Source organism: Serratia sp. TSO36 (assembly GCF_057808395.1).
Genome location: NZ_JBJZOU010000009.1, coordinates 77,537 through 101,266 on the forward strand (window position 1 = coordinate 77,537; position 23,730 = coordinate 101,266).

Annotated in this window: 25 protein-coding genes and 1 other annotated feature; of the genes, 14 read left to right on the top strand and 11 right to left on the bottom strand. The window is 59.2% G+C overall.

What is annotated here, in order from left to right:
• Nucleotides 1-45: 45 nt before the first annotated feature.
• Nucleotides 46-1,080, bottom strand: a complete 1,035-nt coding sequence (locus tag ACK3CV_RS05700) for a LacI family DNA-binding transcriptional regulator (protein ID WP_033633992.1) — start codon at nucleotides 1,078-1,080, stop codon at nucleotides 46-48.
• Between the two features lie 269 nt (nucleotides 1,081-1,349).
• Between ACK3CV_RS05700 and ACK3CV_RS05705 the strand changes: the two genes are divergently transcribed.
• From ACK3CV_RS05705 to ACK3CV_RS05715, 3 genes are read left to right on the top strand one after another with little or no spacing between them, the layout of a single operon-like run.
• Nucleotides 1,350-2,249 carry a nitrilase family protein gene (locus ACK3CV_RS05705; RefSeq protein WP_033633991.1) on the top strand — a complete coding sequence of 300 codons (900 nt, stop codon included), beginning with the start codon at nucleotides 1,350-1,352 and terminating at the stop codon, nucleotides 2,247-2,249.
• 55 nt (nucleotides 2,250-2,304) lie between these two features.
• Nucleotides 2,305-3,459, top strand: coding sequence for a hypothetical protein (locus ACK3CV_RS05710; RefSeq protein ID WP_204280368.1), 1,155 nt, complete (start codon nucleotides 2,305-2,307; stop codon nucleotides 3,457-3,459).
• Between the two features lie 36 nt (nucleotides 3,460-3,495).
• Nucleotides 3,496-4,866, top strand: a complete 1,371-nt coding sequence (locus ACK3CV_RS05715) for an amidase (protein ID WP_033633990.1) — start codon at nucleotides 3,496-3,498, stop codon at nucleotides 4,864-4,866.
• 50 nt (nucleotides 4,867-4,916) lie between these two features.
• Here ACK3CV_RS05715 and ACK3CV_RS05720 read toward each other — a convergent pair whose 3' ends face one another.
• Nucleotides 4,917-6,857, bottom strand: a complete 1,941-nt coding sequence (locus ACK3CV_RS05720) for a flavin monoamine oxidase family protein (protein WP_164038797.1) — start codon at nucleotides 6,855-6,857, stop codon at nucleotides 4,917-4,919.
• Between the two features lie 330 nt (nucleotides 6,858-7,187).
• Between ACK3CV_RS05720 and ACK3CV_RS05725 the strand changes: the two genes are divergently transcribed.
• Entirely contained in the window at nucleotides 7,188-7,724 is a 537-nt protein-coding gene (locus ACK3CV_RS05725) for a cytochrome b (RefSeq protein ID WP_239504638.1), read from the top strand.
• A 296-nt stretch (nucleotides 7,725-8,020) separates the two neighbouring features.
• Here the strand turns inward: ACK3CV_RS05725 and ACK3CV_RS05730 are convergent, their stop codons facing one another.
• The 3 genes from ACK3CV_RS05730 to ACK3CV_RS05740 form a co-directional block, all read right to left on the bottom strand.
• Nucleotides 8,021-8,224, bottom strand: coding sequence for an HHA domain-containing protein (locus ACK3CV_RS05730; RefSeq protein WP_004940313.1), 204 nt, complete (start codon nucleotides 8,222-8,224; stop codon nucleotides 8,021-8,023).
• 49 nt (nucleotides 8,225-8,273) lie between these two features.
• Nucleotides 8,274-8,642: an Hha toxicity modulator TomB gene (gene tomB / locus ACK3CV_RS05735; protein ID WP_004940312.1), complete on the bottom strand. Its 369-nt coding sequence runs from the start codon at nucleotides 8,640-8,642 to the stop codon at nucleotides 8,274-8,276.
• A gap of 158 nt (nucleotides 8,643-8,800) precedes the next feature.
• Complete coding sequence (locus tag ACK3CV_RS05740; protein WP_164038794.1) at nucleotides 8,801-9,154, bottom strand: hypothetical protein; 354 nt, start codon at nucleotides 9,152-9,154, stop codon at nucleotides 8,801-8,803.
• Between the two features lie 407 nt (nucleotides 9,155-9,561).
• On the opposite strand from ACK3CV_RS05740, the gene ACK3CV_RS05745 reads away from it, so the two are divergent.
• The 3 genes from ACK3CV_RS05745 to ACK3CV_RS05755 are packed head-to-tail and all read left to right on the top strand — an operon-like array spanning nucleotide 9,562 to nucleotide 12,033.
• Nucleotides 9,562-10,275 (top strand): metal ABC transporter ATP-binding protein, encoded by a 714-nt coding sequence (locus ACK3CV_RS05745; protein ID WP_164038851.1) that lies wholly within the window; start codon nucleotides 9,562-9,564, stop codon nucleotides 10,273-10,275.
• Nucleotides 10,272-11,129, top strand: a complete 858-nt coding sequence (locus tag ACK3CV_RS05750; RefSeq protein ID WP_033637343.1) for a metal ABC transporter permease — start codon at nucleotides 10,272-10,274, stop codon at nucleotides 11,127-11,129. The genes ACK3CV_RS05745 and ACK3CV_RS05750 overlap by 4 nt, the downstream gene beginning before the upstream one ends.
• Before the next feature lie 25 nt (nucleotides 11,130-11,154).
• A complete protein-coding gene (locus ACK3CV_RS05755; protein ID WP_164038792.1) occupies nucleotides 11,155-12,033 on the top strand; it encodes a metal ABC transporter substrate-binding protein in 879 nt (292 codons plus the stop codon).
• A 105-nt stretch (nucleotides 12,034-12,138) separates the two neighbouring features.
• Here the strand turns inward: ACK3CV_RS05755 and ykgO are convergent, their stop codons facing one another.
• From ykgO to sdeX, 4 genes are all read right to left on the bottom strand, one after another.
• Nucleotides 12,139-12,279 carry a type B 50S ribosomal protein L36 gene (gene ykgO, locus ACK3CV_RS05760; RefSeq protein ID WP_004940304.1) on the bottom strand — a complete coding sequence of 47 codons (141 nt, stop codon included), beginning with the start codon at nucleotides 12,277-12,279 and terminating at the stop codon, nucleotides 12,139-12,141.
• Between the two features lie 12 nt (nucleotides 12,280-12,291).
• Complete coding sequence (locus ACK3CV_RS05765; protein ID WP_033637345.1) at nucleotides 12,292-12,546, bottom strand: type B 50S ribosomal protein L31; 255 nt, start codon at nucleotides 12,544-12,546, stop codon at nucleotides 12,292-12,294.
• A gap of 186 nt (nucleotides 12,547-12,732) precedes the next feature.
• Complete coding sequence (sdeY, locus tag ACK3CV_RS05770; protein WP_033637346.1) at nucleotides 12,733-15,879, bottom strand: multidrug efflux RND transporter permease subunit SdeY; 3,147 nt, start codon at nucleotides 15,877-15,879, stop codon at nucleotides 12,733-12,735.
• 17 nt (nucleotides 15,880-15,896) lie between these two features.
• Nucleotides 15,897-17,084, bottom strand: a complete 1,188-nt coding sequence (gene sdeX, locus ACK3CV_RS05775) for a multidrug efflux RND transporter periplasmic adaptor subunit SdeX (RefSeq protein ID WP_033637347.1) — start codon at nucleotides 17,082-17,084, stop codon at nucleotides 15,897-15,899.
• 142 nt (nucleotides 17,085-17,226) lie between these two features.
• On the opposite strand from sdeX, the gene acrR reads away from it, so the two are divergent.
• Nucleotides 17,227-17,901 (top strand): multidrug efflux transporter transcriptional repressor AcrR, encoded by a 675-nt coding sequence (acrR, locus tag ACK3CV_RS05780; RefSeq protein WP_033653243.1) that lies wholly within the window; start codon nucleotides 17,227-17,229, stop codon nucleotides 17,899-17,901.
• Between the two features lie 11 nt (nucleotides 17,902-17,912).
• The gene (locus ACK3CV_RS05785; RefSeq protein ID WP_004940282.1) at nucleotides 17,913-18,266 is read left to right on the top strand and encodes a DsrE/DsrF/TusD sulfur relay family protein; all 354 of its coding nucleotides are present in this window, start codon (nucleotides 17,913-17,915) and stop codon (nucleotides 18,264-18,266) included.
• Nucleotides 18,267-18,547: 281 nt separating this feature from the next.
• On the opposite strand, the gene rsmS is transcribed toward ACK3CV_RS05785, so the two are convergent.
• Together rsmS and priC are read right to left on the bottom strand one after the other, a co-directional pair.
• Complete coding sequence (gene rsmS / locus ACK3CV_RS05790) at nucleotides 18,548-18,727, bottom strand: pleiotropic regulatory protein RsmS (RefSeq protein WP_016928837.1); 180 nt, start codon at nucleotides 18,725-18,727, stop codon at nucleotides 18,548-18,550.
• A 103-nt stretch (nucleotides 18,728-18,830) separates the two neighbouring features.
• Nucleotides 18,831-19,367 carry a primosomal replication protein PriC gene (gene priC / locus ACK3CV_RS05795; RefSeq protein WP_033637350.1) on the bottom strand — a complete coding sequence of 179 codons (537 nt, stop codon included), beginning with the start codon at nucleotides 19,365-19,367 and terminating at the stop codon, nucleotides 18,831-18,833.
• A gap of 134 nt (nucleotides 19,368-19,501) precedes the next feature.
• Between priC and ACK3CV_RS05800 the strand changes: the two genes are divergently transcribed.
• The 5 genes from ACK3CV_RS05800 to recR all read left to right on the top strand — a co-directional run bounded on the left by ACK3CV_RS05800 (nucleotide 19,502) and on the right by recR (nucleotide 23,614).
• Nucleotides 19,502-19,882 (top strand): DUF454 family protein, encoded by a 381-nt coding sequence (locus tag ACK3CV_RS05800; protein WP_004940275.1) that lies wholly within the window; start codon nucleotides 19,502-19,504, stop codon nucleotides 19,880-19,882.
• A gap of 153 nt (nucleotides 19,883-20,035) precedes the next feature.
• Nucleotides 20,036-20,587, top strand: coding sequence for an adenine phosphoribosyltransferase (gene apt / locus ACK3CV_RS05805; protein WP_015376864.1), 552 nt, complete (start codon nucleotides 20,036-20,038; stop codon nucleotides 20,585-20,587).
• A 92-nt stretch (nucleotides 20,588-20,679) separates the two neighbouring features.
• Nucleotides 20,680-22,638, top strand: a complete 1,959-nt coding sequence (gene dnaX / locus ACK3CV_RS05810) for a DNA polymerase III subunit gamma/tau (RefSeq protein WP_101427852.1) — start codon at nucleotides 20,680-20,682, stop codon at nucleotides 22,636-22,638.
• Nucleotides 21,971-22,035 (top strand) — a sequence feature (DnaX frameshifting element). Its footprint overlaps the gene before it by 65 nt.
• A 41-nt stretch (nucleotides 22,639-22,679) precedes the next feature.
• A complete protein-coding gene (locus ACK3CV_RS05815) occupies nucleotides 22,680-23,009 on the top strand; it encodes a YbaB/EbfC family nucleoid-associated protein (protein ID WP_004940264.1) in 330 nt (109 codons plus the stop codon).
• On the top strand, nucleotides 23,009-23,614 hold the full coding sequence (gene recR, locus ACK3CV_RS05820; RefSeq protein ID WP_004940263.1) for a recombination mediator RecR: 606 nt from the start codon (nucleotides 23,009-23,011) through the stop codon (nucleotides 23,612-23,614). The genes ACK3CV_RS05815 and recR overlap by 1 nt, the downstream gene beginning before the upstream one ends.
• The last annotated feature ends 116 nt before the right edge of the window (nucleotides 23,615-23,730 follow it).

Sequence of the window (23,730 nt, forward strand, 5' to 3'; positions counted from 1 at the left end):
TCCCCACCCATTTGGGCCCCCATTTTCCGCCATCGTTCGCCCTGATTACCGGGCAGGCACGCCGCGCGAACTTTCCCTGATAACCAACCGTGGCTCGAGCTTCAGCGACGCCGGCGTTTCTCCTTTCATTTTTTTCAACAGCAATTCCATCGCGCGGTAGCCCATATCCCGCATTGGCGAGCGCACGCTGCTCAGTGCGATCGGCAACTGAGCGGCCAGCGGCGTATCGTTGAAGCCGACGATGGCGATATCGCGGCCTGGCGTCAATCCGCAGTCTCGCGCAGCGCCCATTAAGCCAATCGCCAGAAAGTCATTGACGGCGAAAACGGCGGTTGGCGGCCGCGGCCCGGAGAGCAGCGAAATGCCGACCTGGTGGCCGGATGCTGTATCGAAATGGCTGGGGATGATGTTGGCGTCCGGCATTTCAATGCCGGCCTGGCGGCAGTAACGGATAAAGCCGGCTGTTCTATCCAGGCCGGTGCTGGCGAAGGGTTCGCCGGAGACGACGGCGATGCGGCGATGACCTTGCTCGATCAGGTGCCGCGCCGCCAGCTCACCGCCGAGATAGTCATCGCACGTGACGGCGCAATGCTCGCCGGCGCGCCGACTGACCAGCACGAAAGGCACGCCTCGCGCGGCGATGTCCGCCAGAAAACGATTGTCCGACGTCAGGTGAGCGTCACCGATGATCAGGCCGTCCACCCGCCTGGCCAGCGCCATTTCCCCGCGCTCTTGTTGCGTGTTCGGCCGATCGTGGGTATTGGAGACAAAGGTGGATATGCGGTTTTTGGCCGCTGCCTCGTCAATGCCCTCGTAAATGGTGGCCAGCACCAGATCGGAAAGGCGAGGCACCAGGACGCCAATCACCTGGCTGCGCTGCGTTTTCAAGCTGGTGGCGTGTGGGTTGGGGCGATAGTTCAATTCTGCGGCGAGCTGTCTGATGCGTTGCACGGTTTCCGGCGAGGCGGCCAGAGAGGCGTCATCTTGCGAGCCGTTCAACACGCGGGAAATGGTGGAAACATGCATGCCCAGGCGAGCGGCGAGCGCTTTCAGCGTAATGGGTTTATCGGTGTTCTCCATGCTTTCCTTCTCGGCTGGGCGAATTGGCGGAAACAGCGCAGGGCGGCATGCCGCCAAGCCTCGACATCATGCCACGAATTCGATCACAACACGGCTCTTGTTTATTTATTAACCATGATGCGGCTCACGTTATTTAACAAAACAACAACAACCCGTATTGACTTGGTTGGCTTACGATCATAAACCTAGCAAACCCAAACGTTTGGGTAAAGGCGTATTGGTTAACCCAAACGTTTGGGTTGATGATAAAAACAATCGGGGAAAAGAGAATGAACGAGAATAACAAAACGTGTGTCAGTCCGGTGCGGGTTGCCGTCGTTCAGTTCGATCCGCAGGTGGGCACGGAGAACCGCGAACGCAACTTGCGATACGGGCTGGGGCTGGCGCAGCAAGCCGCTGCGGCAGGGGCGAATTTGATCGTGCTACCCGAACTGGCCAATACCGGATACCTGTTTACCCACCGGCAAGAGGCGTTCGACCATGCAGAAGAGGTGCCAAACGGCCCCAGCGTTCAGGTTTGGATGGACTTCGCCAGAAAGCACGATGTTTATCTGGTCGCCGGCGTGGCGGAGCGCGATGGCGCACAGCTGTACGACACTGCCGTGCTGGTTGGCCCCGACGGATTCATTGGTCACTACCGCAAGGCGCACCTGTGGAATCTGGAAAAGCTGTGGTTTACTCCAGGCAATTTGGGTTTCCCGGTGTTCGATACGCCGATAGGGCGTATCGGCATGCTGGTGTGCTGGGACATCTGGTTCCCGGAGGTGCCCCGCCTGTTGGCGCAGCAAGGCGCAGATATCATTTGCAGCGTGAACAACTGGGTGTGGACGCCTCCGCCGCTGTTTGATGAAGCCGGCCGCTGTATGGCGTCTTATCTGACGATGACCGCCGCACACGTCAACAATGTCTTTATCGCTGCGGCGAATCGGGTGGGGAGCGATCGCGGCGAACGTTTCCTGGGGTGTTCGCTGATTGCCGGCACCAACGGTTGGCCGATCGGCGCGATCGCGTCGGCGGAAGATGAAACCATTTTATATGCGGATATCGATCTGTGCGCGGCCCGCAGCGCACCAATCTGGAACAGCCTGAACGACCTGCATCGCGATCGCCGCACCGATGTTTACGACGCGATGTTGGGTTATCGCATTCATCCAGCGTTCCCTCGGTGAGGCGGCCCTTATGGAGAACAGGTCGGTTTCAATCCGGGGAATAAAATGCGGGACGGTGGCGCTGAATATCGCGGCGGCCGCCGCGCTGGCGGCCGCATTGGCGCTCGCCGCGCAGCTGGCGACGGCGGTGGGGCGCACGGCGCATTGGCCCGATTACACGTCGATGTTGGCGCAGTGGCCGGCGCCGTTAGCCTGGCTGAGGTGGGTGCTGGGGGATATGAGCGAGGCGACGTTCTACAAACATGAGCTGGCCTCTCTCGGCATGTTGGCTGGCGGCGCGCTGGCCTGGCGGGCGTGCCGCAGGGGCAGTCAATGGCAGGGGTTCGCCATTTCTTATGCGACGGGGCTGTGGCCTTGGCTGCTGCTCAGTTCAACGCTGGGATTGGTGCTCAGCAACCTGTTATGGGGATGGACGATCCGCGACGGGCAAGGGTGGCAACCGACCTTTGTCGCCTTTGTTTCACTGCCGGCCGCGACGGTGCTGATGTATGGCCGGGGATGGAAAATAACCGTCGTTGGCGCGGTGCTGGGGGCATTGTTGGTGACGCCGTCGTCGCTGTTGTTGGTTAATTTTGTCTTTGCGCCGTTGGCGCTGCCGGGCGTGATCGGCAACGTTGGCGGCATGGCGTTGGGAAGCGTGGTTGCGTTTATGCTGTATCGCCGCCTGCCGTGGCTGACGACCCACGACAACGCGCCGCAGATCGTCGCCGCACTGCCTCCCGAACAGGTTTTTGGGCCGGTCTGGACCGTGCGCAGGATGCTGGCGGACTTTACCGAATCACCTTTTTTCGGCAACGAGTGGGCGAGCGCCGGCCTCATTGCGGGGGTATTGTTGGCCACCGCGCTGAACGCCTTGTCGCCCGCTTACGGTTCCGGACTTCTGGCGGAAATCTTGACGGCTCAGGCGCTGGCCGCCGCGATTGCTGTCGTGGTCTGGCGCCGTCAGTGGATTGCCCAAGGCTGGTATCCCACCTACATCCCGGTGGTGTCGGTGGCGCCGGCCGCCGTGTTGGCCTACGGCGGCACCGCGACGGCGATCGTCGGTGGAGCTTTGCTGGGGGCGCTGTTGGGACCTCCTTTGGCTGCGGCATTTGCTCGCCGTTTGCCCAAGGACTTTCACCCTTATGTGGGCAATGTGTTGTCGATGGCGTTCAGCACGTTGCTGATCGTGCCGGCGTTGGGGCTGTTGCCGGGGAGCGGCGGGCATTAACGGCCGCGTTCATCGTTTTATCTGTAGGAATTCACTATGTCGCTAACGACTCCGAATGTTGCTTTAACAGACGGTTATTTTGCGGGAAAAAGCCTGGAACAGCTGGCGCAGGCGCTGCGCAGCCGGCGAACGAGCGCGGTTGAGCTGACAGAACACGCGTTGGCCGGCATCGCCGCGATCGAGCCTGAGCTGAATACCTTCACCCATATCGCCGCGGAACAGGCCCGGCGCAGCGCTGCCGAGGCGGATACCCTGCTAGCGGCGGGGAAGGATTTGGGCATATTGCACGGGGTGCCCGTCGGCATTAAGGACAACATTATGACGGCCGGTATGCCAACGACCATGGGGTCCGCGCATTTTCGGGACTTTGTGCCGGAACAGGACGCCGACTGCGTTGCGGCCTTAAAAAAAGCCGGCGCCATCATACTCGGTAAGACGACGACGCACGAGTTTGCCTATGGTCCGACCGGCGATTGCGCTTTGCAGGGGGCGACCCGTAATCCCTGGGACAAGTCGAAAATGACGGGGGGCTCGAGTTGCGGCAGCGCCGCTGCGGTGGCCGCCGGCATTGTGCCCGTCGCGTTGGGCACGGATACCGGCGGTTCGGTGCGGATCCCCGCTGCGTTGACCGGCACGGTGGGGTTTAAGCCCAGCTATGGCGCCATCTCAACCGAGGGGGTTTTTCCGCTCTCGCGCAGCCTGGATCATGTGGGGATCATCGCCGGCTCTCCCGCCGACGTCGCCGCCGTTTACGCGATATTGGCGCCCGACGATGCGCCGTCGCCTGCGGCCGATGTCGCTGGGCTGCGGCTGCATTGGGTGCCGCCAGCGGCTTTTGGCCCGCAGGATCCGCAGGTCGTCGCGCTGGCGGAGGCTTGGCTGCGCGCAGCCTGTGGGCGGAGGTTGCCGTCGGCCGTCGAGATCGCCCCGTGGGCAAGCGAGATGCAGTTGGTTCTTGGGCAGATACAAAAGAGTGAGGCCTATGAGGTGCACGCCGAGCGCGTGGCCGAGTGGCCGGAGCGCTTTCAACCCGAAGTGTTGCAGCGGCTCATCGCTTCGCGCGAGGTCAGAGGATGGGAATATGTGCGTGCGCTGGCGCGTCGCGAGGCGCTGTCGCGCCGTTTCGCGCGCGTGTTCGAATGCTGCGATGTGCTGCTGATGCCGACGGTGCCCGTTTGCGCGCCTGCGTTGCATGCGCGGACGCTGTTTCTCGGCGGGCGCGTCTGCGGCGTTCGCGACGCACTGCTCAGCCTGACCAGCATATGGAATCTGCTGGGGCTGCCGGCGATCACTATCCCGTGCGGGTGGCTGAACGGGCTCCCTGTGGGGTGTCAGTTGATCGCGGCGAAAGGGAGGGATCGGTTGCTGATCGACGCGGCGCGGCAGCTCCTGGCCGCCGCGCGGTGAGTGGACGACGCAAGGCGATCCGGCAGATCGCCTTGCGTGATGTAATGCGATTACACTTGGTAGTGAGGGTAATCTTCTATGTTGAATCCTCCGTTGAAGTGCGCGCCGGTGTTGTTGCAAAGATTGATGATGGTATCAATGGCGCCGCGCAGCGAAGGCTCCGTCCAGCCGGCATCGACGGAGAAAGACTCGCCGGCCAAATAGAGCCCGGAGTGCGCTGCGGTATCGCGGTTGTAGGCCAGCAGGCTCATGGCATCGGCATAGGTTCCTGCGCGGTAAAGCTTAGCGCAGCCGAGCGAGTTCGGCTCGGTGATCCAACGTACGACGCGCGCGTGCTCAGTTTGAATGTAGGGCGAAATAGGTTGGCCGATATTTTGTGAACGCAATAGAATGCGGTCCAGCTCCGCCACGCATTTTTCGACCAGAGCGGCGTCGCTGAAAGACGCCAGCTTGGTGGCGTCGTCTTCCCAAGTATAGCTGAGAAGAATACAGGGCGTTTCATAACCGCCGACGCTGTATTGATAGGCGTAAACGTCGTGAACGAAGGTATCGGTCACCAGGATTTGAGGGATTTTATTGCCGGGATCGGTGAAAAATGTCGGATCCAACGGCGCATAAACTTTACAGCTGGTTTCCCAGTGGGCGGTTTTGTAAGCGCGGGTGATGGTTTGCGGTAACTGTTGTGGTGAGAAGCCTTGCAGTTCCACGTCGACTTCCAGGATCCAGGATGGCACCGTCACCACGACCGAGTCGAAATCTTCATACGCCATTGCGGTGTCTGCGCCCACGGTATAGTGAACGCGAATGCCGTTTTCCCGCTTCTCGATGCGCTTCACGCGCTGCTGCGTGCCAAACCCGGCCTGGCGCTGCATGGCGTGCTCATAAAACGACAGCGCCTTGCCCTGCGGCGGCAGGAATAGCATGCAGTCGTCAAACGTGCGCACCCCACGATAGCGGGGGCCTTCAAAACGGCGGCCATAGGCATCCGGCAGCGTCAGCGCCTCGGCAAAGGGGCCGGGATTAAAGGCACCGTCTGGATCATAACGCCCGTGGATGAGTTGCAGCTGGCTGCCGAAACCGAATATCGCCGTGCGCAAGGGGTAGAGGGTGCAAACATCGTAGAAGGCGCCCCAACTGCCATCGCCAAAGCCGATGGAGTAAAAAATGTTGGACTCTTCATCGCTCATTGCCAGCCCGCCGAAGTTTCCCGGGTTCTCCGGATCCCAATGCTCGATGGCCGGCGCCTTGACAAAGTCGCGGAAGGCCGTGCGGGAATAGGTCTCGACAATGGCTTGCCACATGACCTCCCAATCGTCTGAACCATAAGTTTCACTGACTTTGTCGACCATTAGTTTTTCAAACGTCTTCCACTTGTCGAATACCGCCTGCAGTTGAGCGGTCGGCGGCGGCGTCGTGCCATCCGGGTTGACCCATACCTGCATGATAGGTTCAGCGCCGCCGTGCACCAAGCCTTCTTGCAGGTAAATGCCGGTTGACGCGACCCATCGCGTGCCGGGGTTGGGGAAATCTTGAATCGAAAGCCCAAATTCACTGGCGTAGTAGGCCAGCAGCGAGCAGCCATCGTCAGGCGTTTCTCCGGCCAGATTAAAGTAAGGCATGCGCATCGCCGCCATCTCGAAGGGGGCGTAGCGGGTTGCCAATCCCTGGTTTGCGACGTCGGTAATGGTGTAATGGCGGCCGGCGATGCGGTCGCCCGCTTCCATGACGGTCACGTTATTGAAGCCACAGCGATACAGTTCGCGCGCCGCCGTCAGGCCGGTGATGCCTGCGCCTATAATGCAGATTTTATGGTCTGGCGCCGTCGCCTGAGCAATACCGCCGGTTTGCTCTACCAGCCGACGGTAATCGAACGACAAATCGGGCGGGTTTGGATAACGGCCACCCCAGGCGCCGGAGGTATGCAGTTTTTGCGCGGCGGCCAGTTGTGCGGCGCGCTGTGCGGGATAGTTATAGCTGCTGCCAATCGTCATCGTGTTTCCTTTAGGGTTGGGTTTAGGTTTTTAGACGCTATCAGCAGTTGAATATAGTGCTTTTTGTTTATGATTACTTACTTGTTTGGCGCTAAATGATCCAGATCAACCCGCGTTGAAATTTGGTGATTCTGGCTGGATGAAAGTTATTTAATGTATTATTTGCTGTTATTTTTGTATTTTTTTGATTTTTTGGTGCTGATTCTGATTTTTTGGTAATTATTTTAATGATTATAGTTTCTAATGTTTTTTGCGGGCGAGTGAAGGGCGCATGTGCGTTGAAAGAAGCGTAGGTGTGATGCGGCTCATCGTGCGGAGACAAGTGAGCCGATGAGACTTTTTGGCACGGATATTCAGGAAAAAGGTAAGGTGGTCGTGTGCAGCTATGAGCGGCTCAATGAGCTGCAGTGCTATCAATTCTTGCTGAACGTGCTGGATGTGTATGACTATGCAGTGATCGGTATGCCGAATAACGTGCTGAAAGTGATTGCGGCCAAAAACATCTCTCCGATCCTGACGCCGTTGATGGCAGTTCGTTTCGCCTGGCGTTTTTTCCGGCCTAAGGTGCCCTATGGCGATATGCTGCAAGGGCACGAGAAGGGATTGGTGCATTTGCTGCACGAAATATTCTACCTGCTGATTTTCGTGGTGCTGCTCAGTGGATTCCTTATGCTGGAGCACGGCTTTGCCGTTTTCGGCGCGATCGACTTCCCTCGCCCGATAGCAAATCTCGACGTTAACCGCTTCTTTTTCGCCGTGCACCGTTATTCGTGCATCGCGCTGTCGGCCATGATCGTGCTGCACATAGCGGCGGTGATTAAACACCACTGCTTCGCCGGGCAGGCGATTTTGCGCCGCATGCTCTGATTTTACGGGGCGAACACGCCGCCCGGCGAGGCAGTGCGGCGGCGTGGCCGCGAAGGTAATAGGGAAGAGCGACGGCATGACCGTGACGCGTGTGGCCGATAAGCAGGGAGTGCGAGAGACAGCACGCGTTAATCGCGTTAAGGCGTAATACCCCGGACAGGAACAGAGAATTGTTTCTATTTATTATTAACGATAAAAATGAACGTAATTAACATTTCATTGTCAATAGGAAAAATACGTATTCAGTTTGAACATTGAAGCCGATAAAAGCATCGGCTCAACGCGTTGGGAGATGATTATCTGACATATTTCCAAACGGAGGTGGGGATTTTGTCATACAGTTTGTTCATGGTGAGCTCCGCCAGACGGTGATCGGCCGCTGAGTAAAACAGCTCCAGTTCATCATCGGAAAGCTCGTACTTATTTTTCTCAATAACACGTTCGAGAGTATCAATCGTGGTGCATTTACGTAAACGCATCAGATAGTCGGTTTTAGTCATGGTGGCCTTTAGTTTAATAACCGTAAAATAGCTCGGGAATAATTATCCCCTAAGTTTTCATTGTCGTACAGATGTCCTCTCCTGAGAACATTCTGAATAATCTCGCCTTGGTTTTTTGCCAGCGGCGCAGGTCGGAATCATTGATACCGTAGCTGCTGAACAGCGTATAGGTATCGTCGAGATATTCTTCGACTAACTCCGACAGGTCTGATTCGTCCATGTATTTAATTTTATAACTCATCACAAACGAAGCGATATGTTCGATCAACTCATTAAGCTGCAGGTTGACGGAGGACGTCGGATCGTTGACCCACCCATGGTGACTGTCTCCCAGGGTAGCGATACCTTCATCATACAAATTTTCGCACAAGAATTTGAGCTGAGCAATGTCGTGTCGCTTAGGCGAATACTCATCCATATCATCCCCTCCGTAAGTCTTAATTGCGGTGTGATAACACTATGTGAGTAAGCTGATTTACATCATGGACGGAGGCAGCTTAACGGTGGTTAAATAAACTTCCCGTAAAATGAATATAAATCATTTTTTCGCGTTTGGCCTGCAGTTATTACGTAAACTTACAATTCATCCGCAGTTGATGGCCGTGAGTTATCAATGATGTCGAAGATTAAACCCCGCTCCGTCACTCGGAACCGTACGCTGTCGTTGATGATATCTTCGCTGTTGATATCCAGGCAGGCATTAAAAATGCCCCACTTATAGCGATAACTCATTGAATAATCGCCGTCACCTTGTCGTACTATATCAAGTATTTCTAATGAATCTTCGGCATAGCGTGCGCTTTCAGAATAAAAACTCAGTTCGCTGGTCAGCGCCGGCACTAACTCCGCTATATTGTCATTAATCACTTTCTTTAATTTTTTAACAGAAAGTGCGTTGACGTCCCGGTTACAGGCAAGGGCAACAAGCATTAATCTCGGCCAACAGCAATGTTATCTGCTTATCTTACTCCTTTTTCACTCACGCCGGTAAATTTTTCGATTTACCGCTGTTCTTTACCTTATGCCAACATTTCAACCGAATGGGAATATCCCTGGATTTGATAAGGAGGCTGCGGGGGGAAGCGCCGCTGCGCGAAGGACTGTTACGTTCCGTTGCATTATTGTCGCGCCATAGCTTGAGATGTGGTAGTGGGTGTGATGTTATATTATAACTATTAACCCATCATTTTGGTCACCACATTGACTCCCTCTTCACAACATGACGCCGCGCCGTCACTGAATTCGTTGTTTACCACCTCCGCCGCCGCGCGCTGTGCGGGGGCCGTTGCGCTGCTGGCCCTGCTGTGGCTCGGCATCTTCTGGGCGGTATCGCTGCCATGATCTCCTTGCGCCAACTGGCGATAGGCTATGGCGTCACGCCGCTTTTCCCGCCGCTGAGCGGGCAGTTCAGCGCCGGTTCGTTAACCGCGGTGGTGGGCGTCAACGGGGCCGGGAAATCGACGTTGCTGAAAACGCTCGCCGGATTGTTGCCGCCGCTGGGCGGCAGTCTGAGTTTTAGTGGCGGCAAGCCACCGCGCAGGGCTTATCTACCGCAGCAGGCCGAGCTGGATCGGCAATTCCCGATCGCGGTAAGCGATCTGGTGGCGATGGGCTGTTGGCCGCAAAACGGCATGTTCGGCGGCATGAACAGGCGTGCGGCAAGCCAGGTCAATGAGGCGCTGGCGAACGTTGGCATGAGCGCGCTGGCGCGCAGCCCGGTGGGCGAACTGTCCGGCGGCCAGCTGCAGCGGGTGCTGTTTGCGCGCCTGCTGGTTCAACCGGCGCCGCTGATTTTGCTGGATGAACCTTTCACCGGCATCGACAGCGCCACCACGCAGATCCTGCTGCAGGCGATCGCGCAACTGCACCGGCAGGGGAAAACGGTGATCGCCGTGCTGCACGATATGTCGATGGTCGCCGAGCATTTTCCACAGGTGCTGTTGCTAACGCCGCAGGCTTGCCACTGGGGCGCGGCCGAGCGGGTATTGGAACAGGTGCCGAGGTATCACGCCGCCGAACGGCAGCCGGATCTGCGGGCGGTGGCGCCATGATGCTGTGGCATGGGCTTATCGATCCTTTCCTCTCTTTCGGTTTTATGCGCCGCGCGCTCATGGCGTGCCTGGCGTTGTCGCTCAGCGCCGCCCCGCTGGGCGTGTTTTTGCTGCTGCGCCGCATGAGCCTGGTGGGGGATGCCTTGTCCCACGCGGTGTTGCCGGGCGCGGCGATCGGCTATCTGATCTCCGGCATGTCGCTGGTGGCGATGGGGGTGGGCGGCTTTATCGCCGGGCTGGCGGTGGCGATGCTGTCTGGCTTGGTGAGCCGTCGCACGCCGCTGAAAGAGGACGCCAGCTTCGCCGGGTTCTACCTGGGCTCACTGGCGCTGGGGGTCACGCTGGTCTCGCTGCGCGGCTCCAGCGTGGATCTGCTGCACGTGCTGTTCGGTTCGATCCTGGCGGTGGATGCGCAGGCGATGCTGATGGTCGGAGCGATCGCCTCGGTTTCGCTGCTGGCGCTGGCGGCGCTGTACCGTGCATTGGTGATCGAGTCCTTCGACGTCACGTTCCTGCGCGTCAACGCGCCGCGCCGGTTGGCGCTGATCCACGGCCTGTTTCTGGCGCTGGTGGTGGTCAATCTGGTGGCGGGATTCCAGATCCTCGGCACCCTGATGTCGGTGGGGCTGATGATGCTGCCCGCCGCCAGCGCGCGCTTCTGGGCGCGCAATCTGCCGCAGACGCTGGCGACGGCGATGGGCATCGGCGCGCTTTCCAGCCTGATTGGGTTGGTGTGGTCCTATTACGCTTCGCTGCCCGCCGGCCCGGCGATCGTGCTCAGCGCCAGCGTCATCTTTTTCGTCTCGATCCTGTTTGGAACGCGCGGAGGCATTTACGCCTTCGCGCGCCGTTGAGAAGTGCCATTTGCAAGGAGAAAGTATGAAACGTTTACCTATATCTCTGGCGGTCGCTGCGCTGCTGGCCAGCCCATTGGCGATGGCGAAGACCGTCGACGCCGTCGCCAGCTTTTCCATTCTGGGCGATATCGTCAAACAGGTGGGGGGCGATCACGTCAAGGTCAGCACGCTGGTGGGGCCGGATGGCGATCCGCACAGTTTCGAGCCTTCGCCGCAGGACGGCAAAAAGTTGGCTCAGGCTGATGTGGTATTCGTCAGCGGACTGGGGCTGGAAGGGTGGATAGATCGCCTGGTCAGCGCTTCGGGTTATAAAGGGCAGGTGATCACCGCTTCACAGGGCATCAGCACCCGCCAGATGGAGGAGGACGGCAAAGCGATTACCGATCCTCACGCCTGGAACAGCATGAAAAACGGCGTGCAGTACGCCACCAACGTGATGAACGCCCTGATTGCCGCCGATCCCGAGGATGCCAACTATTTTCGCCAGCGCGGGGCCGAATACATTCAGCAACTGCAAAAGCTGGACCTGTGGGCCAAAACCCAGTTCGCCGCAGTGCCGCCACAGAAACGTAAAGTGCTGACCAGCCATGATGCTTTTGGTTACTTTGGGCAAGAGTATGGCGTCACCTTCCTTGCCCCGGTCGGATTTTCCACCGAGGCCGAAGCCAGCGCCAGCGACGTGGCCGGCCTGATCAAGCAGATCAAACAGGAAAAGGTCAACGCTTACTTTATCGAGAATCAGACCGATCCGCGGTTGGTGAAACAGATTGCCGCCACCACCGGCGCCAAGGCGGGCGGCGAGCTGTACCCTGAAGCGCTCTCCCGTACGGGCGGCCCGGCGGCCACCTATGAACAGGCGTTCAAACACAATGTCGACGCGCTGCTGAGCAGCATGAAGTAACCTCTGCCCCCGCCTGCCGGCGGGGACAGCTTGCAGGCACTTTCTCGCCATAAAAAAAGCCCCGTTGAGCAGCAACGGGGCTTTGCGACAGATGACACTGGGGAGTTAACGCTTTTTCTTACGTCCCTGTACCGCTTTGAATCGCGGATTGCTTTTACAGATCACATAGATGCGGCCACGACGACGCACGACTTTGCAATCCGGGTGGCGATTTTTCGCCGAACGCAATGAACTCAATACCTGCATGGGATTTCCTTGTTACTTATTGCCGATAAAGCGGCCAAAGCGCTGCTGGAAGCGCGCCGTGCTGCCTTCTTTGGAATAGTCTTTCTGCTTGCCGGTGTAGTACGGATGCGAAGCGGAAGAGACGTCTAGGGTGACATACGGCCAGTTTTCGCCGTCCAGCTCGATGGTGCGATCGGTTTTGATGGTCGATCCCACTTTAAAGTAGGCGTTGGCGCTGACGTCGTGGAAGACCACGGTGCGGTAATCGGGATGGATGCCGGGTTTCATAATGGCTCTCTCGTGTAATGTTATACTATAACAATAATTATGCGCCGACCCGGCGTCGCGATCAAGCGTAAATTGCGCCCACGAGTGAATTAATGAGAACGGTTTGCATTAAGCAACTGAAGCAAAAGAAAAAGGCCGCATGTGCGGCCTTTTCGATTATCGGGTGGAGCTCATATCACTGAGCGATCAGTGGTGCTCTACCGGATGGCTGTGTTCCAGGTCCTCGTTCTTCTTGCTGAAGCGGCGGCGAACCACCACGAAGAACACCGGTACGAAGAAGATCGCCAAGACGGTGGCGGTGATCATCCCGCCCATTACGCCGGTACCTACCGCGTTCTGTGCGCCGGAGCCCGCACCGCTGCTGATAACCAGCGGCAGAACCCCGAGGATGAAGGCCAGAGACGTCATCAGGATTGGACGCAGACGCATACGCACCGCTTCCAACGTCGCTTCGATCAGGCCTTTGCCTTCTTTCTCCATCAGATCCTTGGCGAATTCCACGATCAGGATGGCGTTCTTCGCCGATAGACCGATGGTGGTCAGCAGCCCCACCTGGAAGTACACGTCGTTGTTCATGCCGCGCATCGTCGCTGCCAGCAACGCACCGATAACCCCCAGCGGCAATACCAGCATGACCGAGAACGGCACGGACCAGCTTTCATACAGCGCCGCCAGACACAGGAACACCACCAGAATCGAGATGGCGTACAGCGCCGGCGCCTGGTTGCCCGACAGACGTTCCTGATAGGACATGCCGGTCCAGTCGTAACCGATGCCGCTTGGCAGTTTGGACGCCAGCTGTTCCATCAGGTTCATCGCTTCACCGGTACTCTTGCCCGGTGCGGCCTGGCCCAGAATTTCCATCGACGGCAAGCCGTTATAGCGTTCCAGGCGCGGTGAGCCGTATTCCCATTTCGCCGAAGAGAAGGCGGAGAATGGCACCATCTGGCCGCTCGTGCCGCGCACGTACCACTTGTTGATGTCTTCCGGCAGCATACGGAACGGCGCGTCGGCCTGTACGTATACCTTCTTCACACGACCGCGGTCGATGAAGTCGTTGACGTACGAGCCGCCCAGCGCGGTGCTCAGCGTGCTGTTGATGGTGGTGATGCTGACGCCCAGCGCCTTGGCTTTCTCCTGATCGACGATCAGTTTGAACTGCGGCGTATCTTCCAGGCCGTTCGGGCGCACGCCCACCAGCACGTCCGGATGTTGAGCAACCATGCCCAACAGCTGGTTACGCGCTTCGGTCAGTTTCTCGTGCCCCAGGCCGCCCTGGTCAATCAGCTCGAAGTCGAAGCCGGTTGCGGTACCGAGTTCGATGATCGCCGGCAGGTTGAACGGGAATACCAGGCCTTCTTTAATCTGCGAGAATGCGCCCATGGCGCGACCCGCGATCGCTTCGACCTTGTTCTCGCTCCCTGGACGCTCGCCCCAGTCTTTCAGGCTGACGAATGCCAGGCCGTTGTTCTGGCCGTTACCGTTGAAGCCGAAGCCCGCGACGGTAAACACCGAAACCACGTTGTCCTTTTCCTTGTTCAGGAAGTAGTCGGAGACTTCTTCCAGCACTTTGTTGGTGCGGGACTCGGTGGCGCCGGCAGGCAGCTGCACCATGGTCAACAGGATGCCCTGATCTTCGTCCGGCAGGAACGAGGAAGGCAGGCGCAGGAACAGCAGGCCCATGCCAACCACGATCAGCAGGTAGATGATCAGATAGCGACCGGTGCTGCGCAGGATGTTGCCCACGCTGTCGGTATAGTGATGCGTGCTTTTCTCGAACATGCGGTTAAACCAGCCGAAGAAGCCTGTTTTAACCCCGTGATCGCCTTTCGGGATCGGTTTGAGCATGGTGGCGCACAGCGCCGGCGTCAGGATCAAGGCCACCAGCACCGACAGCGCCATCGCGGACACGATGGTGATCGAGAACTGGCGATAGATGGCGCCGGTTGAACCGCCGAAGAACGCCATCGGCACGAATACCGCCGACAGCACCATGGCGATACCCACCAGCGCGCCCTGAATCTGGCCCATCGATTTACGGGTCGCTTCTTTCGGCGGCAGCCCCTCTTCGGCCATGACGCGCTCGACGTTTTCCACCACCACGATGGCGTCATCCACCAGCAGGCCGATCGCCAACACCATGCCGAACATCGTCAGGGTGTTTATCGAGAAGCCGAACGCCGCGAGTATCGCAAAGGTCCCCAGCAGCACCACCGGCACCGCGATGGTTGGGATCAGCGTCGCGCGGAAGTTCTGCAGGAACAGATACATCACCAGGAATACCAGGATGATGGCTTCGATCAGCGTTTTCACCACTTCGTTGATGGAGATCTTAACGAACGGGGTGGTGTCGTACGGATAAACCACTTTCATCCCTTGCGGGAAGAATGGCGTCATCTTGGCCAGCTCATCTTTCACACCTTTGGCGGTGTTCAAGGCGTTGGCGCCGGTTGCCAGTTTGATACCCAGACCGGCGGCAGGCTTACCGTTATAGCGAGCGGTAACGGCATAGCTTTCCGCGCCGCGCTCGATGTGAGCGACGTCGCGCAGGCGTACCTGGGAACCGTCGGTATTCACCTTCAGCAGGATCTTGCCGAACTCTTCCGGCGAAGTCAGACGGGTCTGCGCGATGATCGAGGCGTTCAACTGCTGCCCCGGCACCGGCGGCAGGCCGCCCAGCTGGCCTGCGGCGATCTGGTTGTTCTGCTCGGTGATGGCGGAGGTCACGTCCGTGGTCGTCAGCTGGTAGTTGTTCAGCTTGTTCGGATCCAGCCAGATACGCATCGCGTACTGGGCACCGAACAGCTGCACTTCACCCACGCCGGACGAACGGCTGATCGGATCCTTGATGTTGGACGCCACGTAGTCCGCAATATCGTCCTGAGTCATGTTCGGATCGTCGGAAACGAAGCCGGCCACCATCAGGAAGCTGCTGCTGGATTTTTCTACTTTCAGGCCCTGTTGCTGAACTTCTTGCGGCAGCAACGGGGTGGCCAACGACAGTTTGTTCTGGACCTGAACCTGCGCGATGTCAGGATCGGTGCCGGATTCAAACGTCAGGGTAATGGTGACGCTACCAGAGGAATCACTGGTGGAGGACATGTACATCAGGTTATCGATACCGTTCATGTTCTGTTCGATAATCTGCGTGACGGTATCCTGCACCGTTTTGGCATCTGCGCCCGGGTAGTTGGCGGAAATACTCACCGCCGGCGGTGCAATAGTGGGATACTGCGCAATAGGCAGTTTCATTATTGCAAGCACCCCCGCCAACATGACGATGATGGCGATTACCCAGGCGAAAATTGGGCGGTCTATAAAGAACTTAGCCATGTATTACAGGCTCCTTTTTATGACTTCTGCGCTTCAGACTGCGGCTGTTTTTGCGCCTGAGTGTCAACTTCCTGCACTTTTACCTGCGCGCCCGGATGCACTTTCATCAGGCCGGAGACGATCACGCGATCGCCGGCTTTCAGGCCATCGGTAACCAGCCATTTGTCGCCAATCGCCTGGTCCGCCTTCAGCGTGCGCAGCTCAACTTTGTCGTCTGCCCCTACCACCAACGCCGTCGCTTCGCCGCGCGGGTTGCGGGTGACGCCTTGCTGAGGCACCAGCAGCGCATCGCTGCGCACGCCTTCGTCCAGACGGGCGCGTACGAACATGCCCGGCAGCAGCGTATCGTTCGGGTTAGGGAACAGGGCGCGAATGGTGATGGAGCCGGTGGTCTCGTCGACGGTGACGTCGGAGAATTCCAGCGTGCCTTCCTGTGCGTATTCGGTGCCGTTTTCCAGCAGCAGTTTCACTTTAGCCTTGCCGTTTTCCTGCTTCAGCGCGCCGCTGGCCAACTCTTGCTTCAGGCGCAGGAAGTCGGTGCTCGACTGGGTGACGTCGACATACATCGGATCCAGCTGCTGCACGGTGGACAGGGCGGTCGCCTGGCCGTTGCTGACCAGCGCGCCTTCGGTCACGGCGGACTTGCCGATGCGGCCGGAGATCGGGGAGGTCACCTTGGTGTACGCCAGGTTGATGCGCGCGGTTTCCACGGCGGCCTTGGCGGCCACCACGGCGGCATCCGCCTGCTGCAGGGTGGAGACGGCGTTGTCGTAGTCCTGCTTGCTGATGTAGCTGGTACCCAGCAATGGCTTGTAGCGGTTTACCGTCACGCGTGCGATGGAAGCGCTGGCCTGTGCTTTGGCCAAATCGCCTTTCGCGCTGTCGTAGCTGGCTTGATAGGTGGCGGGATCGATTTGGTACAGAGACGTCCCGGCCTTGATATCGCTGCCTTCAACGAAGTTGCGCTTCAGGATGATGCCGCTGACCTGAGGGCGAACTTCGGCGATACGATACGCAGCGGTGCGGCCAGGAAGATCGGTAGTGATGTTGAGAGGCTCGGCCTTCAAGGTGACTACGCCCACTTCAGGCGCCTGTTGTTGGGCGCCTTGCTGTTGGGTTTCTTTATCGTTACATCCTGTTAGCACTAAGCTGCCTGAAAGCATCAGAACGGCCGCCAGAGGCGTTAACCCTCTGTTTTTGTTCATAGAAAAACCTCAAGTGTCCGATTTCAAAATGATCAATGGATCACAAGCTTTAAAACCCATTGCTGCGTTAATTATATGTGCGTGCTATGGTACATACATTCGCGAATGTATGTAAATCACACTCCCCCTAAATAACAATGCCATGGCACGAAAAACCAAACAGCAGGCGCAAGAAACCCGACAGCAAATCCTTGATGCTGCGGTGAGAGAGTTCTCTGAACGTGGCGTTGCTGCAACGTCACTGACAGATATTGCCACCGCTGCCGGGGTTACGCGTGGAGCCATTTACTGGCACTTCAAGAATAAGGTAGACCTGTTTAATGAAGTTTGGGAATCTACCGAGCCGAAAATTGACCAGCTCGAAACAGAGTATCAGGCAAAGTTTCCCGATAATCCACTGCGGGTTATCCGAGAAATTCTGATTTACATTCTGACGTCTACGGTTGAAGACGGCCGTAGGCGGGCGTTGATGGAAATTATATTCCACAAATGCGAGTTTGTCGGTGAAATGATGCCGCTGCTGGATTCGCGCAAGGTGCTGTACCTCGCCGGCTACGAACGCATTGAAGCGGTGCTGTATAACTGCATTCACCACGGGCAATTACCCGCCGATTTACATACCCGCCGCGCGGCGATCATCCTGCGCGGTTATATCACCGGCCTGATGGAAAACTGGCTGTTTATGCCGGAAAGTTTCGATCTGCGGGCCGAAGCCGAAGCGCTGGTGGACGCGTTTTTGGAAATGCTGCAGTTTTGCCCCACCTTGCGCCTCAAACCCGACGCGGCGACGCCTGACGCCGACCGCCTTCCTTTATAAGGAGAGATTTCATGTCATCAGTTGTTCTCATCGCCAATGGCGCCGCCTATGGTCATGAATCCTTGTTCAATGCGCTGCGGTTGGCCATCGCCATGAAAGAGCAGCAGAGCAGTCTCGACCTGCGGCTGTTTCTGATGTCCGATGCGGTGGTGGCCGGGCTGGCGGGGCAGCAGCCGCACGAGGGATACCACCTGCAGCAGATGCTGGAGATCCTCACCGCGCAGCAGGTGCCGGTCAAGCTGTGCAAGACCTGTGCCGACGCGCGCGGCGTCAGCCGCTTGCCGCTGGCGGACGGCGTGGCGATCGGTACGTTGGTCGAGCTGGCGCAGTGGACGCTGGCGGCGGAAAAAGTGCTGACTTTCTGATTCCGCTGCAACGGGTCATCAGCTGCAACGCTTTTGTTGTTCGTTGCCCGCCGGCGGCCGTGACACTCTTCAGGCTTCTTAACCGATCCGAAGCTAAATCATGCAGTGCTGATTGATTCTGCCTTCTCTGGCTCTGGCGCCGCTCACGTTTGTCGGCGCATCGCCGCCGCGACACGCTTTTTTTTCCTTATTATTTGCGCGCTCAGCTCGCCGGACGAAGGCGGCCAGACGGCGGGCTGATGAGCGTTGAAAGACGAAAGGGACAGCGGCGCTGTCCCTGATTACTGTCCGGCAGGCAGATAGGGAGAGGTGACGCCGGCGCGCTGCAGTTTTTCCTGATAATCCCGTTTGACGATATCCAGCGCCGCCAGCGCGGTGGCCGGATCGATCTCGTTGCATTCCAGCAGGTAAATCAAGTCTACCGCCAGCTGCAGTTCGGGTGAGGCGTTTTCCAGAGACATAGCACCTGCGCTTAATTAATGGAATGAATAACTCGCGTACCGGCAGAGTATAGTGAACCCGGCGCGCAACCGGGAATAATCATTAAAATATTGTGATAAATCTTCAAAAACCGTTTTCTTTGCGCTCGATATTGCGCTCGATGCGCGCCAGCGCCTGGCGGCAGCGCATCAGGCGCCCCTCCAGCGCCGCCAGCTCGTGCTGCAGCTTTTGCTGCGCCGCCAGCGTGGTCTGGCGGCCGAGCAGGCTTTCCCGATCCTGAATCATGGCGATCAGCCGGCGTTCATAGTCCTGATGCTCGGCCAGCTTGTGGTACAGATCGGCCTCGGGGGCTTCTTTCGGCTGGTTCTTGCGCCGCAGCGCCTGGGTGGCCAGCTCGCGCTGCAGGGCGGCGATCTGAGCCACCAGTTTTTCGGCCAGAAAGGCCACCTGGCTGGTGCGGCTGTCGTTGGCGGCGCTTTGCAGCTGGGCGAAATTCTTCTCCACCTCGGCCAGGTAGTCGCGCAGCCGCGTGCCGCGGTTGGCGAACAGGGCGGCGTCGAAGCGCGCCTGCGGGATCGGGGCGTCGCCGCGCGGGGTCACTTCGGCCGCCAGCGCCGCGATCTGCTGTGCCAACACCTGTAATAGACGCTGAGTGCTCACATAAGCTCCCTCTTGATTTCAACAGGCGTAAGCTTGCCCGCGATCCTGCCGTGAAACAAGCGCCGCACGCATATTCCGCCGGCGCGGCGCCGATGCTACAGTAGGCGGCAACCGATTGAGGAGCGAAGAGCCGCATGACGCGTGGGTTATTGATCATTTTGGGCTGGCTGGCGGTGGTGCTGGCGACGTTGGGCGTGGTGCTGCCGCTGTTGCCGACCACGCCGTTTCTGCTTTTGGCCGCCTGGTGTTTCGCCCGCTCTTCGCCGCGCTTTCATCACTGGCTGCTGCACCGCTCCTGGTTCGGCCCCTACCTGCGCCACTGGCAACAGCATCGCGCGCTGCCGCCGGGAGCGAAGTGGAAGGCGGTGCTGGTGATCGTGCTCACCTTCGCCTGTTCGCTGTGGCTGGTGAAAATCTGGTGGGTGCGCGGGCTGTTGCTGCTGATGCTGGCCATTTTGCTGACCTTTATGCTGCGCCTGCCGGTTATTGACCTGCCGCAACAAAAACAGCGCTGATTGTGCGCCGCCGGTTGCATTTGTCCGCCAGTTTGCATAGATTTGGGCGTTTTCGTGCGCGGATCGCCTGCCATTTCATCTCCGGTGTGTTTCACCCGGCGGCAGCGGGTGAGCGGCGCGCCGGTTTTCAGGCAGTTTTATCAGGCAACAATTATGACCGCTACTGCGCAGCAGCTTCAGTTTATTAAAGACAGTATCAAAACCATCCCGGATTATCCGAAGCCGGGCATCCTGTTCCGCGACGTGACCAGCCTGCTGGAAAACCCGTTGGCCTACGCCGCCAGCATCGAGCTGCTGGTTGAGCGCTATCGCGAAGCGGGCGTGACCAAGGTGGTGGGTACCGAAGCGCGTGGTTTCCTGTTCGGCGCGCCCGTCGCGCTGGCGTTGGGCGTCGGTTTCGTGCCGGTGCGCAAACCGGGCAAACTGCCGCGCGCCACGCTCAGCGAAAGCTATGAGCTGGAGTACGGCACCGACAAGCTGGAGATCCACACCGACGCCATCACCGCGGGTGACAAAGTGCTGGTGGTGGACGATCTGCTGGCGACCGGCGGCACCATCGAAGCGACCACCAAACTGATCCGCCGCCTGGGCGGTGAAGTGAACGACGCCGCATTCATCATCAACCTGCCGGATCTGGGCGGGGAAGCGCGTCTGAACAAGCTGGGCATCGACTGCTACTGCCTGGTGGACTTCGCCGGCCATTGATGCGGCATCGCCCCTTGGGCACAACGGCCTCGCGGATCGCCGCGGGGCTGTGTTAGCATGACCCTCCAGATTCCTCGACTTCTCCGGTATTAATGAGCTATCAGGTTCTCGCCCGTAAGTGGCGCCCTCAAACGTTCGCAGACGTGGTCGGCCAGGAACATGTCCTGACCGCGCTGGCCAACGGCCTCTCGCTGGGGCGGATCCATCACGCCTATCTGTTCTCGGGCACGCGCGGCGTGGGGAAAACCACCATCGCGCGCCTGCTGGCCAAAGGCCTGAACTGTGAAACCGGCATCACCGCCACGCCGTGCGGCCAATGCGACAACTGCCGCGAGATCGAGCAGGGGCGCTTCGTCGATCTGATCGAGATCGACGCCGCTTCCCGAACCAAGGTGGAAGATACCCGCGATCTGCTGGACAACGTTCAGTACGCGCCGGCGCGCGGCCGCTTCAAGGTCTACCTGATCGATGAAGTGCACATGCTCTCGCGCCACAGCTTCAACGCGTTGCTCAAGACGCTGGAAGAGCCGCCGCCGCACGTCAAATTCCTGTTGGCCACCACCGATCCGCAAAAGCTGCCGGTGACCATTCTCTCGCGCTGTCTGCAATTCCACCTCAAGGCGCTGGACGTCGATCAGATCCGCCAGCAGCTGGAAACGGTGCTGACGGCGGAGCAGATCACCAGCGACGCCCGCGCGCTGCAGCTGCTGGCGCGCGCCGCCGACGGCAGCATGCGCGATGCGCTGAGCCTGACCGATCAGGCGATCGCCATGGGGCAGGGGCAGGTGACCGCCGCCACCGTCAGCCAGATGCTCGGCACGCTCGATGACGAACAGCCGCTGGCGATCCTCGAAGCGCTGGTCAGTGCCGACGGCGAAAAGGTGATGGCTCAGGTCGCACAGGCCGCTTCGCGCGGCGTGGACTGGGAAAACCTGCTGGTGGAGACGCTGGCGCTGTTGCACCGCATTGCGATGGTGCAGCTGCTGCCTTCGATGCTCGACAATCAGTACGCCGCCGTGGAACAACGGCTGCGCGAGCTGGCGCGTACCCTGCCGCCGGCCGATGTGCAACTTTACTACCAGACGCTGTTGGTCGGCCGCAAAGAGCTGGCCTATGCGCCGGATCGCCGCATGGGGGTTGAGATGACCCTGCTGCGCGCGCTGGCGTTTCACCCGAAAGCGGTGATCCCGGAGCCGGTGGCGTTGGTGCAGACCGCGCCGGCGCCGATGGCGCAGCCGCAGGCCGCCGCATCGCAACAGCCGCCGCAGTTTCAGGACGTGCCGCCGCCGCTAGGGCAGCCGGCCGCGCCGTCGCGGCAATCATCGACCCCATTACCGGATGCCACCGCCCAGCTGTTGAAAGCGCGGTCCCAGCTGCAGCGGCAGCAGGGAGCATCCACACCAAAAAAGAATGAGCCGGCGGCGCCAGGAATAGCGCGGCCGGCAAACTCGGCGCTGGGGCGTTTGGCTTCCGTGACCGAGCGTAGCCAGCAGCGTCTGGCGGAGAAGAAGGTGCCGGAAAAACCGGCCAAGCCGGAAGCCTATCGCTGGCGCGCGCAGACCGAGCCGGAAGCGGCACCGGAACCGCTGGCGACGCCGAAAGCGTTGCGCACGGCGTTGGAGCACGAGAAAACGCCGGAGCTGGCCGCCAAGCTGGTGGTGGAGTCGCTGGAGCGCGACGCCTGGGCGGCGGAAATCGACAGGCTGAAGATCCCGAAACTGGTGCAGCAGTTGGCGTTGAACGCCTTCAAGCAGCAGCCGGAAGCGGGCAAGATTTGCCTCCATCTGCGGTCTTCGCAGCGTCATCTGAATTCGCCTTCGGCGCAGAAGACGCTGGCCGAAGCGCTCGGCGAGCTGTACGGCAGCCCGATCGAGCTGACCGTGATAGAGGACGATAATCCGGCGGAGCGCACCCCGCTGGAATGGCGACAAGCCATCTATGAAGAAAAGCTGGCGCAGGCGCGCCAGTCCATCGTTGCGGATACCCATATTCAGACGCTGTGCCGGTTCTTCGACGCGGATCTGGATGAAGAGAGTATTCGCCCCCTTTAAACGCCGCGCGAGGTGCGCGGCCCTAGCGACGAGAGACGACTATGTTTGGTAAAGGCGGTCTGGGCAACCTGATGAAGCAAGCCCAGCAAATGCAAGAAAAAATGCAGCAGATGCAGGAAGAAGTCGCCAAATTGGAAGTGACCGGCGAGTCTGGCGCGGGCCTGGTGAAGGTCACCATCAACGGCGCGCACAACTGCCGCCGCGTGGAGATCGATCCTAGCCTGATGGAAGACGACAAAGAGATGCTGGAAGATCTGATCGCCGCCGCGTTCAACGACGCCGCGCGCCGCATCGAAGAGACCCAGAAAGAGAAGATGGCCTCCGTCTCCAGCGGCATGCAGTTGCCGCCTGGCTTCAAGATGCCGTTCTGATGCAAACCAGCCCGCTCCTTGAATCCCTGATGGAGGCGCTGCGCTGCCTGCCGGGCGTCGGCCCGAAATCGGCGCAGCGCATGGCGTTTCAGCTGCTGCAGCGCGATCGCAGCGGCGGCATGCGCCTGGCGCAGGCGTTGACGCGCGCGATGTCGGAAATCGGCCACTGCGCCGACTGCCGCACCTTCACCGAGCAGGACGTCTGCACCATCTGCGCCAATCCGCGCCGTCAGCAAAACGGCCAGATTTGCGTGGTGGAAAGCCCGGCGGATATCCATGCCATCGAGCAGACCGGCCAGTTCGCCGGGCGCTACTTTGTGCTAATGGGGCATCTGTCGCCGCTGGACGGCATCGGGCCGGGCGATATCGGTCTGGATCGCCTGGAGCAACGGCTGGAAAAGGAGAGCATCACCGAAGTGATCCTCGCCACCAACCCGACGGTGGAAGGGGAAGCGACCGCCAACTACATCGCCGAGATGTGCGGCCAGTATGGCGTGCTCGCCAGCCGCATCGCCCACGGCGTGCCGGTGGGCGGCGAGCTGGAGATGGTCGACGGCACCACGCTGTCGCATTCGCTGGCCGGGCGTCACGCCATCAAGTTCTGATGTTTTCCCGGATGGGGCCGTTCGGCCCCGTCATTTTTTTGCCAAAAATCTCCCGCCGTCCGCTTGAAAAACAAGACCCTGACCCTCATCTGATCCTCATTGTTCGATTTTGGTAG